At 55.9% G+C, this 12,993-nt stretch carries 14 protein-coding genes; 8 read left to right on the forward strand and 6 right to left on the reverse strand.

The genetic code is table 11. The features are described from left to right. Positions 1–520 precede the first annotated feature (520 nt). A complete protein-coding gene (locus V4U88_RS06295; RefSeq protein WP_334072735.1) occupies positions 521–1,102 on the forward strand; it encodes a DNA-3-methyladenine glycosylase I in 582 nt (193 codons plus the stop codon). A gap of 77 nt (positions 1,103–1,179) precedes the next feature. Here V4U88_RS06295 and V4U88_RS06300 read toward each other — a convergent pair whose 3' ends face one another. After that, positions 1,180–1,965 carry a DODA-type extradiol aromatic ring-opening family dioxygenase gene (locus V4U88_RS06300; RefSeq protein ID WP_334072409.1) on the reverse strand — a complete coding sequence of 262 codons (786 nt, stop codon included), beginning with the start codon at positions 1,963–1,965 and terminating at the stop codon, positions 1,180–1,182. Further along, on the reverse strand, positions 1,962–2,354 hold the full coding sequence (locus V4U88_RS06305) for a DoxX family protein (RefSeq protein WP_334072410.1): 393 nt from the start codon (positions 2,352–2,354) through the stop codon (positions 1,962–1,964). The genes V4U88_RS06300 and V4U88_RS06305 overlap by 4 nt, the downstream gene beginning before the upstream one ends. A gap of 157 nt (positions 2,355–2,511) precedes the next feature. On the opposite strand from V4U88_RS06305, the gene V4U88_RS06310 reads away from it, so the two are divergent. Continuing rightward, the gene (locus V4U88_RS06310) at positions 2,512–3,072 is read left to right on the forward strand and encodes a helix-turn-helix domain-containing protein (protein ID WP_334072411.1); all 561 of its coding nucleotides are present in this window, start codon (positions 2,512–2,514) and stop codon (positions 3,070–3,072) included. A gap of 117 nt (positions 3,073–3,189) precedes the next feature. Here the strand turns inward: V4U88_RS06310 and V4U88_RS06315 are convergent, their stop codons facing one another. Together V4U88_RS06315 and V4U88_RS06320 are read right to left on the reverse strand one after the other, a co-directional pair. Next, positions 3,190–3,474, reverse strand: a complete 285-nt coding sequence (locus V4U88_RS06315) for an alpha/beta-type small acid-soluble spore protein (protein WP_334072412.1) — start codon at positions 3,472–3,474, stop codon at positions 3,190–3,192. Between the two features lie 65 nt (positions 3,475–3,539). Then, a complete protein-coding gene (locus tag V4U88_RS06320) occupies positions 3,540–4,814 on the reverse strand; it encodes a glycoside hydrolase family 16 protein (protein ID WP_334072413.1) in 1,275 nt (424 codons plus the stop codon). A 263-nt stretch (positions 4,815–5,077) separates the two neighbouring features. On the opposite strand from V4U88_RS06320, the gene V4U88_RS06325 reads away from it, so the two are divergent. From V4U88_RS06325 to V4U88_RS06335, 3 genes are all read left to right on the forward strand, one after another. Further along, positions 5,078–6,145 carry a C40 family peptidase gene (locus V4U88_RS06325; protein ID WP_334072414.1) on the forward strand — a complete coding sequence of 356 codons (1,068 nt, stop codon included), beginning with the start codon at positions 5,078–5,080 and terminating at the stop codon, positions 6,143–6,145. Positions 6,146–6,607: 462 nt separating this feature from the next. Next, positions 6,608–7,072 (forward strand): DsrE/DsrF/DrsH-like family protein, encoded by a 465-nt coding sequence (locus V4U88_RS06330; protein ID WP_334072736.1) that lies wholly within the window; start codon positions 6,608–6,610, stop codon positions 7,070–7,072. A 78-nt stretch (positions 7,073–7,150) separates the two neighbouring features. After that, entirely contained in the window at positions 7,151–8,635 is a 1,485-nt protein-coding gene (locus V4U88_RS06335; RefSeq protein WP_334072415.1) for an aminotransferase class V-fold PLP-dependent enzyme, read from the forward strand. On the opposite strand, the gene V4U88_RS06340 is transcribed toward V4U88_RS06335, so the two are convergent. Further along, positions 8,616–9,206 carry an NAD(P)H-dependent oxidoreductase gene (locus tag V4U88_RS06340; protein ID WP_334072416.1) on the reverse strand — a complete coding sequence of 197 codons (591 nt, stop codon included), beginning with the start codon at positions 9,204–9,206 and terminating at the stop codon, positions 8,616–8,618. The two genes, V4U88_RS06335 and V4U88_RS06340, sit on opposite strands and share 20 nt — an antisense overlap. Positions 9,207–9,324: 118 nt before the next feature. Between V4U88_RS06340 and V4U88_RS06345 the strand changes: the two genes are divergently transcribed. Then, on the forward strand, positions 9,325–9,753 hold the full coding sequence (locus V4U88_RS06345; protein WP_334072417.1) for a MarR family winged helix-turn-helix transcriptional regulator: 429 nt from the start codon (positions 9,325–9,327) through the stop codon (positions 9,751–9,753). A gap of 69 nt (positions 9,754–9,822) precedes the next feature. Here V4U88_RS06345 and V4U88_RS06350 read toward each other — a convergent pair whose 3' ends face one another. Further along, entirely contained in the window at positions 9,823–10,209 is a 387-nt protein-coding gene (locus V4U88_RS06350) for a winged helix-turn-helix transcriptional regulator (RefSeq protein WP_416367208.1), read from the reverse strand. Between the two features lie 117 nt (positions 10,210–10,326). On the opposite strand from V4U88_RS06350, the gene V4U88_RS06355 reads away from it, so the two are divergent. Continuing rightward, the gene (locus V4U88_RS06355; protein WP_334072419.1) at positions 10,327–11,568 is read left to right on the forward strand and encodes an MFS transporter; all 1,242 of its coding nucleotides are present in this window, start codon (positions 10,327–10,329) and stop codon (positions 11,566–11,568) included. 67 nt (positions 11,569–11,635) lie between these two features. Then, positions 11,636–12,478: an aldo/keto reductase gene (locus V4U88_RS06360; RefSeq protein ID WP_334072420.1), complete on the forward strand. Its 843-nt coding sequence runs from the start codon at positions 11,636–11,638 to the stop codon at positions 12,476–12,478. The last annotated feature ends 515 nt before the right edge of the window (positions 12,479–12,993 follow it).

Here is a 12,993-nt window from a genome sequence, read left to right on the forward strand (position 1 = left end):
GGAGAAATTCCAGTTAAATCGGACCTCGAAGGGGAAATGGGCAGATTTAACGGGAGGTTTTCCCGTTATTCTCCCGTGCGGGCCGTAAACAGGCTATGGCAGACACCGTTTGGCTGACGACTTGTCCGGGCTCGAAGCTGTTAAGCGCCGGTCGCGTGGCTAGAGTCGGGTGGCCCATAGACGTGCAATCGCACCCGGGTGGCTTGCAGCCGGGCAACTGACACCAACTTAGCTCACAACCGCCGCGCAGCTCGCACCACGCAGCTCGCAAACGCACAGCTCGCGACCTCGCAGCTCGCAAACGCGCAGCTCGCAACGCGCAGCTCGCAACGCGCAGCTCGCGCCGCGCGACCGCCAACCGGTTGGCCACAATTGCGCAACTCCCACTCTCCCCTGCCCCGGAACTGTCGCGGTCGGCCCTAGCGGCCAAGCCAAGCTAGGATTTTTGCGCAAAATGGGATATGATGGTATCAGTTTGTTATACAAACAAATGTTCGAGAGGAGTTTGCCGCACGTGACCATAAATCCAACCGAAACCGAAACGCTTACGCGCTGCGCCTGGGTCAACGCCGATCCCCTGTATATCGCCTACCATGATGAAGAGTGGGGACGGCCGCTCCATGATGATCAGAAGCTGTTCGAGCTGCTGATGCTGGAAGGGATGCAGGCCGGGTTAAGCTGGTATACGATTTTGAAAAAACGTGAAACCTTCCGGGAGGCCTTCGACGGGTTTGACCCTTTGAAGATTGTGGAGTACGGCCCGGAGAAAGTCGAAGAACTGCTGCAAAACCCCGGAATCATCCGGAACCGGCTAAAAGTGCAGGGCGTCATCACCAATGCCCGGATTTACCTCGACATCGTCAAGGAGCACGGCAGTTTTGCCGGTTATTTATGGAGCTTCGTGGATGGCTCGCCGATCGTCAACCACTGGGAGCGGATCGGCCAGGTTCCCGCCTCCACCCCCATTTCCGACGCCATGAGCAAGGCTCTGAAGAAGAAGGGCATGAAATTCGTCGGAACGACGATTATTTATGCCTTTATGCAAGCTTCCGGCATGGTGAACGACCACACGCTGGATTGCTTTTGCCGTAGCGGGAGCTAAACCGTCGCCGGAACGGCAAAAAAGAGGCTGCCCCAGGAGCGGATCGTTTCCGCCACCCGTGGGGGCAACCTCTTTTTTTATTGGAATTCCCATGCGCTGAGGCTCAGGGTCCCCCATTGATAGCTTTGATGCAATCGCCGCGCCTGGCGTCCGGCATCTCCCGCGCCCATCGCCAGCAGCAGCGGGATGAAGTGCTCGCTGGTCGGCACGGCTTGGACGGCATGCGGAGCCAGTTCACGGTAACGAAAAAGCTCCTCCGTATTCCAGCTCCCCAGGCGGTCAGCGATCCATCCGTCGAACTCCCGGGGCCAGTCCTCCGCATGATCCGGGCCGGCATTCCAGTGGATTTGACGCAAATTGTGCACGATTCCCCCGCTGCCGATGATCAGCACATCCTGATCGCGCAGTTCTCTCAATGCCTTGCCGATTTCGTACTGCCGCTCCATGCTCCATTCGCGGTTCACCGACATCGCAACGACCGGGATATCCGCATCCGGATACAGCAGCTTTAACACCGCCCAGGCTCCATGGTCCAATCCCCGCTCCTTGTCATGGCCGTTCGGAATCCCCGAGCCGCTCAGCAAGGAAGCCACTTTACCGCTTAACGCCGCATCCCCGGGAGCGGGATAAGTCATCTTGTACATTTCCTCCGGAAATCCGTAGAAATCATAGATTGTATCGTAGGTCTCCTCCACCATGCTGACCTGCTGCACCGGGCTTTCCCAATGGGCGGAGAAAAGCGCGATTCCCTCGGGCTTACGGGGCAGCGTTTGAGCAAAGTTCTTCAGAAAGCGTGTATACGCGTGATCCTCCAACACCAGCGAAGGAGCGCCATGGGCGAAAAAATAGGCCGGGAGCGTCATGCCCGATCACTTTTGCTGCCGCTGATCCAACGGTCCGCCGACCAGCCTGGCGTTTCGGCCAGCACGAAGAAGATCGCTATGGACAGCAGCGCCAGATCCAGCTCATAGCCGTTCAAAAGACCGGCGGACAGCTTCGCGGTAAAAATCGCTCCCAACATAACAACGGCAAGCAACGCCGAAACGTACCGCGTAAACAAACCGGCAATCAGGAGCACCCCGCCGATTAACTCAATCGGTCCGACCAAATAGGCCACAAGTCCAGGAAGGTGGATACTCTCGAACCAGACCGCCACATTGCCCAGTCCCATTTTCATCTTATCGATCCCGTGCGCCAGGAACAAAACCCCCAGCACCACTCGCATGATCGTGATTCCCCAAACTTGTTTCATTTATGTCTCCTCCTTGATATTAGTAATATAAATATTTTATTCACGGGAATTAAATTACCTTAGTTTAGCTGGATTGTCAACCATAACATTGTTATTATTAAATTATATTTTGTATTACTAATATCATGATGCAAGCTAGGCAGGAGGGAATTTGCCTATGGACATCGGGTCCACTATCCGGTCGATCCGGAAACGAAAGAATATCACTATCGCTCAAATTTGCGAAAAAACAGGCCTGTCCCAAGGCTTTATGAGCCAGGTGGAAACCAACAAAACCTCGCCTTCCATCGCTACATTGGAACATATCGCCGGAGCCCTGGACGTGCCGCTGGCCTATTTGCTGCTTAAAAAAGAGGAACGGATGCAAATCGTCCGCAAGGAGGAACGCACCCTTACCTCTACCGGACCGGAACAATTGAGGGTCTTCCATCTTGGATCTACGCAGCATATGCGGATGATGATTGTGGAGTTTCCTCCCGGCGCTTCCACCGGTGAAAAGCCGCACGTGCATGAGGGAGAGGAGATTCATCTCGTTCTTCAGGGTAAAATCTATGCGGAGCAAGGCGAGGATAGCGCGATATTTGAGGAGGGGGATTCTTTCAGTTGGAACGCCTGTACCCCGCACCGGGCGAAGAATGTCGGCGAGCAGCCGGCCCTGGTGCTGATCTCCGTTTATAATGACACCCAGAAAGACAGAGGCTGGTTCGGACCCCAATAAAATTTGAGTCCACCCATTTTCCGGTTTCCCCGACAGCCGCCGGCGATAGCGTACAACAAATACCGCCAGGGGATTTGCTCCCCGGCGGTATTTGTTGTTGGCGGGACATCGCCCCGATTACTGCGGCCCCCGCTCCGAAAGCTGCTGCTGGGCCAGGCGGATCATCTCGCGGACCATGGATCCGCCGATTTTGCCGCCGACCTGACCGACCTCTTCCGTGGTCAGGTTTCCGTTACTTCCCGGCTGCAGCGGAACGCCAAGCTCCCGGGCCACCTCGAACTTCACGTCATCCGGCCGGTTCGGGTCAACGGCGTAACCCTCGCGCCGCATGACTTCGGCCTTGAACCGCTGCATCCCCTGATCCGCCCCAGGGACCGCGTATCTCCGGTTTCTTCTGGACAACAAGCTTCACTCCTTCGCCTTGTTTTACCCTAAGATACCCGGGGGCAGCGGAGACTATCCGGGGGTTATTTTTTTACCAGCTCAAAATCATCGAAAACCGCCCAGGTATTCGGCAGCGCGTCCGACCAAACGCCTATTTCGATATACCCGGCCGTAACCTGGATATTGTCAATGACATACCGCGTCCAGTTCGGTACCCCTCCAGGCCCGACGTTCGCCTGCATCTCCGGACCGCCATGATTCCGCGCTACCAGCCGAAGCTCGTTCTGCCCTCCGCCCGATTTAAGCCAGACGGACGCTTTATAGGTTCCGTTGGGTACCTGCAACGGCTGATAAGTGAACTGCCTGTAGGCATTGGCATGCCAGTGCGCAAGCTGCTTCGTCCCCGTATGTCCCCCAGCCTCGACATTTTGGGCCAGGCCTGCCCCATGCCACTCGCTCCAGGAGGAAATGCCGGATTCAAAGCCGGGATTGCTCAGCAAATTTTGACCCGAAGGGTTCTCGGACTTCGTGTAAACCCTCACATAATCTACCAGCATGCTCTGTGGAAGCACGGTTCCGGCATCCGGATTCCCCGGCCAATTTCCGCCGACCGCCAAGTTCATCAGAAGGTGAAACCGCTGGTCGAACGGAGCCGGATGAGGACCTCCCGAGCTGTACCATTCGCTCGCATATCGGGTCTGAATCAACTGGTTGTCCACGTACCAGCGGATCTGATCCGGCTCCCATTCCACCGCATATTCATGAAAATCGTTTTGCGTGACCGTAGTCCCCGCATTGATGTACTTCCATGGGTTTCCGAAATGGAGCGATCCCCATACCTGATGACGGTCCCCCGACGCTTCTTTGCCGACCATTTCCATAATGTCGATTTCGCCGCTTTGCGGCCAATTACCGTAGGCATAATCAGTCGGAAGCATCCAGATCGCCGGCCAGATGCCTTGAAGCTGACCGGGGCTGCCGGTCGGGAGCTTCGCTTTAATCACAAACCTGCCGTATTTCCAGTCCCCTTTGTTTTTCGTAACCAGCCTGGCCGACGTATACTCCCTTCCTCCCACGGATTCCTTGAGCGCCTTAATGACCAGATGCCCGTTCTCGTGATATGAATTTTTTCTGGAATCAGTATAATACTGTTTCTCATTGTTTCCCCATCCTCCGTCAAAACCCGTACCTATATCGTAAGACCACTTGCTGCTGTCGGGAGCCGATCCGTTAGGCAAATTAAACTCATCGTACCAAACCAGTTTCCAGGGATCCGTCGGTGCCGCCTGTGATCCGGCCGCCGGAAATAGAGATAATGCCAAGCTGAGGAGCATCATTTTGACCCAAGCTTTTCTCATTGTTCATCCCGCCTTTATTTTGGATTGGACTTGCGCCTTCACCGAAACGAAACAAGCCATGCTGTGGTCGCTAGGCTGCTATTTAAATCCCATATTTTCCATAAATCACCTCCTTGTATATCAACTATACTCAATCTTGTAATCGTTTACAATAATAGATTAGGTTCCCGCTGCCAGGATTTTCCGCACAACTCTCTCCTTCCAAACTCGTCCAACTAAGTAAGCTCTTTTACTATGATTTCAAACTCAAGGAGGATGACCTCATGAAAAAACCGAAAAGCAAGTACTCCCTCCTGCTTCTGCTTAGTGCAGGGCTGATCACCTCCGCCGTCCCGGCCTATGCCGCCGGGTCTGCCGCACAGGTTTCCGCGGCGCCGTCGGCGGCTCCGGTGAACATTCTGTTGGATGGGGTACGAATTCAACCGGCTGCGGCGCCGAAAATCGTGGACGGGGCGGTGCTCGTACCGATGCGCGGCCTGTTTGAGGCGCAAGGCGCAAAGCTCGCTTGGGACGGCGGCACCAAAACAGTGACGGCCACCAAAGGCGGGGCGAAGCTGACCTACCGGTTGGGCGAGAGCCAGGCCGATTTGAACGGCCGGACGATGCCGGTGGACGTCCCGGGCGAGGTCGTAGACGGCCACACGCTGGTTCCGCTGCGCCTGGTGAGCGAAGCGCTGGGCAGCACCGTCGTTTGGGAGGAGGACGCCCGAACCGTCCGCATTACGTCAGCCGCCGTCATCGGCAAAGAAGCGTCGGTCCGCTGGGGCGTTCATCTACGGAACGCTCCGGACGCGGAGAGTGAAGCCGCGGAGGAACTGCTTCCGGTCGGCGCCAAGGTTATGGTCCTTCGGGAAGCCTCGCCGTTCTGGCTGGAGGTCCGCACGGAAGACGGCCGGACCGGCTACATTTCGGCGAAGCCGAAGTATACCGACTATGCCAGCCCCGAGCTGCGGGAACAGCAGGCGGACGAACTGCTCGCTTATGGCCAGACCTTTGCCGGCACCCCGTATGAATTCGGCGCATCGCCCGATCAAACCGCGACCTTTGATTGTTCATCTTTTGTGAAGCGGGTATTTGAAGATATGCTGGCGGTAGAACTCCCCCGGGTATCCTATGACCAAGCCAAGGCAGGACAAGAGGTCAAGTTGGAGGATCTGCGCAAAGGCGATCTGCTCTTCTTCAGCGCGCGCGGATTGGATATCGGCCATGTCGGCATTTACGCGGGGGATAACCAAATTTTGCACACGTACTCGAAAAAATACGGCGTTCGCCTGGAAGCCTTCTCCGATAGCTGGAAAGAGCGGTTCGTTACCGCGCGCCGGGTGTTTTAGCGCCTGCGTCTGGTGGACGACGCGGGGAGCAGCCTACGGCGGCGCGGCGGACGGTGCGGTAGGCGGCGCGGCGGACGGCGCGGTAGGCGACGCGGTAGGCGACGCGGCAATTAGCGGGAAAACCTCCCGCTAATTGGGACGTCCCGGCCCAGGGAACCCAAATAGCTGGAAAATTTCCAGCTAATCCGTTCCCCTGAGGCTCCATCGGCCGCTTTGCGCCGAAATAGCGGGAGGAAATCCCGTTATTCCGCTCCGCAAAGCCGAATGCCCGAAATTAACGGGAGGTTATCCCGTTAACTCCTCTGAAAATGACGATTCCTTGAATCGGGCATATCCCTTCCTCCGCCGTGCATACTAATTCCATCCAACAACAACCGGAGGCGGATCGGAATGGAAGTGAAAACGGAAAAGGATGTTCAAACGGGCAGGGAAGCTGATTTGAAGAAGGAAGCCGGGAAGAAGATGAGCCTGCTGATGTTCAGCGGGGAGTACGACAAGGCGATGGCCGGGCTGATTCTGGCCAATGCGGCGCGGGATATCGAGGTCGAGGTGACGATGTTCTTCGCCTTTTGGGGATTGTTTTTGCTGCGGGATCCCGACCGGATGACGCAGGAGGACAAGACGGTCTATGAGAAGCTGCTCGGCTGGATGTCGCCGAAAGGACCCGAAGACCTTCCCTTGTCCCGCATGAATTTCAGCGGCTTGGGAAAATGGATGTTGACGGAAATGATCGAAGATCAGGAAGCTCCCAAGCTGATTCACTTTCTGAAGGGGGCGCGGAAAAAGAACGTCAAGTTCTACGGCTGCCGGCTGTCCCTGGAAATTATGGGCATCCGGCCCGAAGAGCTGATTCCGGAGCTTGAAATCGTGGATGCGCAAACCTACCTCCGCGACGCGCTAGCTTCGGATGTTCAATTGTTTATATAATGTTCAAGGCTCCCTTTGAACGCCGCCAGGCATCCCCGCATACCCTAAACCGACCAAACGAACGGAGGGCGTGCGCCTATGCTCAAGGCCAACATCGGGAGCCTTGTTTATGATTTACCGGGCTCAAGTGAAGCATATTTTAAGCGGTATCGGGAAAATACGATCGGCGAAGGTCACACCTTCCAGTCCCCTTACGGCCCCAAACCGCTCCTCTATGCCGACTGGGCGGCCAGCGGGCGGTTGTACCGGCCGATCGAAACCAGGCTCGCGGAGGAATTCGGCCCCTGGATGGCCAACACGCATACCCGCTCCACCGTGACCGGCCGGACCATGACCCGGGCCTACGAGGAGGCTCGGGCAATCATCAAGCGCCATGTGAACGCGGGTCCGCAAGACATGCTGGTGTTTGCGGGAACCGGCATGACCGGGGCGGTAAACAAGCTGCAGCGGCTGCTGGGACTGAAAGTTCCGGAGCGCTTCAAGTCGCGAATCCGCTTATCCGAAGCGGAACGCCCCGTTATTTTTGTCACCCACATGGAGCATCACTCCAACCAGCTCTCCTGGGCCGAAACGATCGGCGAGGTCGTCGTTGTGCCTCCCGGGCCGGAGGGGACGGTCGATCCGAACCAATTGGAGCGACTTTTACAGATTTACCGGCACCGGACCACCAAAATCGGCGCCTTCACCGCCTGCTCCAATGTGACCGGGTTTGAAACTCCCTATGACGAGCTGGCCCGGACGATGCACCGGCACGGCGGCAGGTGTTTCATCGATTTCTCCGCTTCCGCCCCTTATACGCGCATCGATATGCATCCCGACCCGCCGCGGGAAAGGTTGGACGGCGTCCTGTTCTCCCCGCACAAGTTTCTGGGCGGGCCGGGAACGAGCGGCATTCTCGTAGTCGACCAATCCTGCTGCGACAGCGGCGTTCCCGATCATCCCGGCGGCGGCACGGTGCAATGGACGAATCCATGGGGCGATTATCACTATGTCGAAGACGCGGAGGCGCGGGAGGACGGCGGAACCCCGGGGATTTTGCAAGCTATCCGGGCCGCCCTGTGCATTCGCCTGAAAGAAGAGATGGGCATTTCCCGGATGGGCGCGCGGGAGAAGGAGTTAACCTCTCTTCTGCTGCGTAAGCTGGAGCCAATTCCGGGCCTGCGCATTCTCGGGGGGAGCCGCCGCAGCCGGCTGGGGATCGTTTCTTTTACGATCGAAGCCATCCATTACAACTTGGTGGTCCAACTGCTTAATGACCGCTTCGGCATTCAAGCCCGCGGCGGCTGTTCCTGCGCCGGAACGTACGGCCATTACTTGCTCGGCATCGACCCGGCGGATTCCCGCCACATCGCCGGACAGATTGCGGAAGGAGACCTTTCGGGCAAGCCGGGCTGGGCCCGCCTTTCCCTGCATCCGATGATGACGGATCGGCAAATACACTACATCGCCGCCTCCATCCGGGACGTGGCCGAACATATCACGGAATGGAAGAAAGACTATGTCTTCGACCCGGACACCGGCGAGTGGCTTCACCGCAAAGGGATTAACGCTCGAGGTTTTTGAAATACGTGTAGACCTTGTGCAGCTTTTTCTCATGACGGCCTTTGGGACTCTCCATGCTCCCGAATTCAAAAAACTTGACCGGCCGGATGCCGACATAGCTGAACAGCGCCCTTCCCATCAATATTTTATGGGCGTTATTCAGATAGAACCAAGGATAAACCCGCTCCGGGCCTTTCATCGTGGAAATGCAGACCGCGGATTTGCCCTTCAGGAGACCTTCCGGCAGCAGCTTTCCGTTGTCGCGATATCCGAAGCCGGAAGAGAACATCCGGTCGATGTAACCGAGGAGCATGGCCGGGGGACGCCCCCAAAAGATCGGGTAGACAAACACAAGCTTATCCGCCCATTGAATCTGGTCACGGTATTTGGCCAGGGTGGGGTCCAGGTGCATATCGCGCCTCCGCTTCTCCTTGTTGAATACGAGGACGGGATCGAACGACTCCTCATACAAATCCAGCACTTGAATTCCGGAGATCCTCGGATTTTCGCGGCTTCCCTCCAATACCTTCTGCAAAAAAGCATAACTCAGACTTTGATGATTCGGATGGGTATATATGACCAGCAGGTTCACTTCTCGCACCTCATTTATTTATCATTTGATAATCAAATCATATACAGCGATTCAATTGTTGTCAAATGATAATTGTTTTTTAATAATTACTTTGCTATTGTCAGAATGAGGTGGTTCTGTGGACAAGACTGAGCTTTTTCAACAATTCGTGGCTTTTACGACTGCCGTACACGAAGTGAAACACGAAATGACCCAGGGTTTGAAACCGGAGGGGATCACCCCGGTCCAATACAACATTCTGGAGTACATCGCGGTTAGCCAACCGGTTACCCTTAGCCAGATCTGCGATTGTCACCATATCTCGATGCCCAACGCCAGCCGCGAAATCCGCAAGCTCCAGGAAAAACAACTGTGCGAGAAGGTTTCCGCCAAGGGGGATCGCCGCGTACAGCTGATTCGCCTGACCGAGGCGGGACAGCGCTTGATAGACGGGGTATTCCGGCAGATCGAAGCCCGGTTTCTCGAGCGGATCGGCGGCTTGCCGGAATCCGATCTGCGGGACATCGGCCGCGCCTTGCGGCTGCTGCATGCGAAAGTGTTCTCCTAAAATTAAAAAAAGCCCGGTCTCCCTGCTTTCACAGGTGATGACCAGGCTTTTTCGCCATTCGTTTTTCATTTACCGGTTCAAGATGCTGTCTTCCAACACGGCGCTCTTATCCCCGTACTCCTTGATGATATGTTTCTCTCCCCAGGCGCACAGGGAATCCAGAATGCCCTTCAAGCTCCACCCGTATTCGGTCAACTCGTATTCGACCCTCGGCGGCACTTCATTATAGCTGATCCGGTTGACGATCCCGTCATTTTCCAGCTCTCTCAGCTGCTGGGTCAGCATCTTTTGCGTAATGCCAGGCATGAGGCGTTTCAAGTCGCTCGTTCTGCGTTTTCCATGCGTGAGATGACAGAGAATGACACATTTCCATTTTCCCCCGATGACCTCCAGCGTTGCTTCTACCGAGATGTTATATTTTTTCGCCAAGGCGACTTCCTCCCTTTGTTTATGCATTAGGCACTTTTTAGTACCTATATCACTTAAAAGTACGTACTGTTCATCACAGCCTCGATAAATGATAATAGCATATGCCGGCCGGCGGCGACAAATCATAGAGGAGTGGAAGAACCTGTGTCTATAGAAAAAAAGCGAAGTATATTGGCGCTTCTGGCCCTCGCGGTCAGCGCCTTTGCGATCGGGACAACCGAGTTTATCAGCGTGGGGCTGCTTCCCCTGATTGCTGATGACTTTGATATATCCGTCACCACGGCGGGACTCACCGTCACTTTATATGCCTTGGGCGTCACGTTCGGCGCCCCGGTGCTAACGTCACTGACCTCCGGCGTTTCCAAAAAAACGCTGCTGCTCGGCGTGATGCTCGTCTTTATTGCCGGCAACAGCCTGGCCGCCATGGCCGGCGGCATCGGCGTCCTGCTTGCGGCCCGCGTCATTTCGGCCCTCGCCCACGGCGTGTTCATGTCGATCGGATCGACCATCGCCGCGGACCTCGTTCCCGAGAACCGGCGGGCCAGCGCGATATCCATTATGTTCTCGGGCCTTACCGTGGCCACGGTCACGGGCGTACCGCTGGGCACGATGGTGGGGCAGCAATGGGGCTGGCGGACGGCCTTTATCGCCATCGCTCTTATCGGCGTGGCGGCTTTTCTCGCCAACCTGATGCTGGTATCCGGCGGAAATTTACGCAAAGGCGCGAAAACCCGGCTTAACGACCAGCTCAAGCTGGTCACCAACGGGCGCCTGCTGCTGGCTTTCGCCATCACCGCCCTGGGTTACGGCGGCACCTTCGTCGTCTTTACCTATTTATCCCCGCTGCTTCATGAAATAACCGGGTTTCCCGAGGAAACGGCCGCGGTGATTCTGCTGATGTACGGCATCGCCATCGCGATCGGCAACATCCTTGGGGGCAAAGCGGCCAACCGCAAACCGGTGGGCGCCCTGTTCTACATGTTCGTTGTCCAGTCCCTGGTGCTGTTCGCCCTGGCCTTCACGGCGCCGATGAAAATTGCCGGACTAATCACCATTTTTCTGATGGGCCTATTCGCCTTCATGAACGTGTCCGGTTTGCAAATCTATGTCGTCATGCTGGCGGAGCGTTTCGCGCCCCAGGCCAAAGACATCGCCTCCGCCGTCAATATCGCCGCCTTTAACGCCGGCATTGCCATCGGAGCCTACCTTGGCGGCATCGTCACTGATCATCTCGGCCTTCTCCACACCACCTGGGTAGGAGGACTGATGGTTCTGGCCGCGGTGATTCTTACAGGGCGGGCGCGGGTGCTGGAGAGAAAAGACGCCGCGCAGGGAAGCTCCCCGGCGGCTGAGGGCGGCTTGCATCCCGCCGCGCAAAACGGGTAAGCTATTTTATGGAAGGCGATACCATCAGAAGATACCCCATACTAGGAACAGGAGATGACCAGAACCCATGATTAAAAATTTGCAGGATACCGTCACTTTGCATAACGGCGTAAAAATGCCGGGCTTCGGCTTGGGCGTTTTTAAAGTCGAAGAAGGACAAGAACTCATCGCGGCGGTGAAAGCCGCCATCCGTCACGGCTACCGCAGCATCGACACCGCGGCCGTGTACCAGAATGAAGCCGGCGTCGGGACCGCGATCCGCGAAGCGCTTGAGGAGTCGCTTGTGAAGCGCGAGGAACTGTTCGTGACCTCCAAGCTGTGGAACGCCGACCAGGGCTACGATTCGGCCTTGGCCGCTTTTGACGCCACCATGGACAAACTCGGCCTCGACTACCTGGACCTGTACCTCATCCACTGGCCGGTCAAAGGCAAATACAAGGAGTCCTGGCGCGCCTTGGAAACCCTGTACCGGGAAGGGCGCGTGAAGGCGATCGGGGTGAGCAACTTCCAAATCCATCATTTGCAGGATGTCCTGGAAGGGGCGGAAATTAAGCCGATGGTCAACCAGGTGGAATTCCATCCGCGGCTGACGCAAAAAGAGCTGCTTCAATTTTGCCGGGAACAGGGCATCCAGTTGGAAGCCTGGTCTCCGCTGATGCAAGGGGAGCTGCTGAATGATCCCGTGCTTCAGGAAATCGGCGCCAAGTACGGCAAATCGGTGGCCCAGGTGATCTTGCGCTGGGACCTGCAGCACGGCGTGATTACCATTCCGAAATCGACCAAAGAAGCACGGATCATCGAAAACGCCTCGATCTACGATTTCTCGCTGAGCGAAGAAGATATGAATCGGATCGACGGGATGAATGAAGACCGCCGGGTTGGCCCGGACCCGGACAATTTTAATTTTTAGTCTTTGATAAGTTGAATTATTGATTTGCATATAAGACAGATTCCACACGCTTACTAAAGCTAATTCCTTTAGTTCAGTTTATAGACGAGTTAGTCGGGGCAACTTGGTTCACGCCGGGTGGGCGGGACGGCCTAATTAACATTAACGGGAATTTCTCCCGTTAATTAGGTGCCCAGGGTGCTGCAGAGGCGAATTAGCTGGAAAACCTCCCGCTAATTCGTCTGAAACTAGGGTATATTGGCGATTGGGCCGCGAAATAAATGGAGCTTTTCCATTTAAATCGGAGCCAAGGCCCAAGAGCGGGAAATTAACGGGAGGTTTTCCCGTTAATAAGTGTTTAGGTGCGTACCGTAAGTTGACAAAATGCAACGGCCGCAAGATAGAATGCGCCATCATGTTATGCAATAATTTCGCCATATTACCCGGTTTTTGCGGCCATGATCGCTGTGGGTATTTATATCTTCGTTCGCACCTTGGCGGTATTGGAAGCCTATAAACTACTGGTGAACAATGAG

It is taken from the genome of Paenibacillus sp. A14 (assembly GCF_036864815.1).
Classification (GTDB): Bacteria; Bacillota; Bacilli; order Paenibacillales; family Paenibacillaceae; genus Fontibacillus; species Fontibacillus sanfengchensis.

Bases quoted from the DNA above. Each gene is read 5' to 3' on its own strand.
- V4U88_RS06305 (WP_334072410.1), bottom strand. From the start codon at position 2,354: ATGAAACAAGTTTGGGGAATCACGATCATGCGAGTGGTGCTGGGGGTT.
- V4U88_RS06335 (WP_334072415.1), top strand. From the start codon at position 7,151: ATGCTCAAGGCCAACATCGGGAGCCTTGTTTATGATTTACCGGGCTCA.
- V4U88_RS06325 (WP_334072414.1), top strand. From the start codon at position 5,078: ATGAAAAAACCGAAAAGCAAGTACTCCCTCCTGCTTCTGCTTAGTGCA.
- V4U88_RS06320 (WP_334072413.1), bottom strand. From the start codon at position 4,814: ATGAGAAAAGCTTGGGTCAAAATGATGCTCCTCAGCTTGGCATTATCT.
- V4U88_RS06360 (WP_334072420.1), top strand. From the start codon at position 11,636: ATGATTAAAAATTTGCAGGATACCGTCACTTTGCATAACGGCGTAAAA.
- V4U88_RS06350 (WP_416367208.1), bottom strand. From the start codon at position 10,209: ATGCATAAACAAAGGGAGGAAGTCGCCTTGGCGAAAAAATATAACATC.
- V4U88_RS06300 (WP_334072409.1), bottom strand. From the start codon at position 1,965: ATGACGCTCCCGGCCTATTTTTTCGCCCATGGCGCTCCTTCGCTGGTG.
- V4U88_RS06330 (WP_334072736.1), top strand. From the start codon at position 6,608: ATGAGCCTGCTGATGTTCAGCGGGGAGTACGACAAGGCGATGGCCGGG.
- V4U88_RS06310 (WP_334072411.1), top strand. From the start codon at position 2,512: ATGGACATCGGGTCCACTATCCGGTCGATCCGGAAACGAAAGAATATC.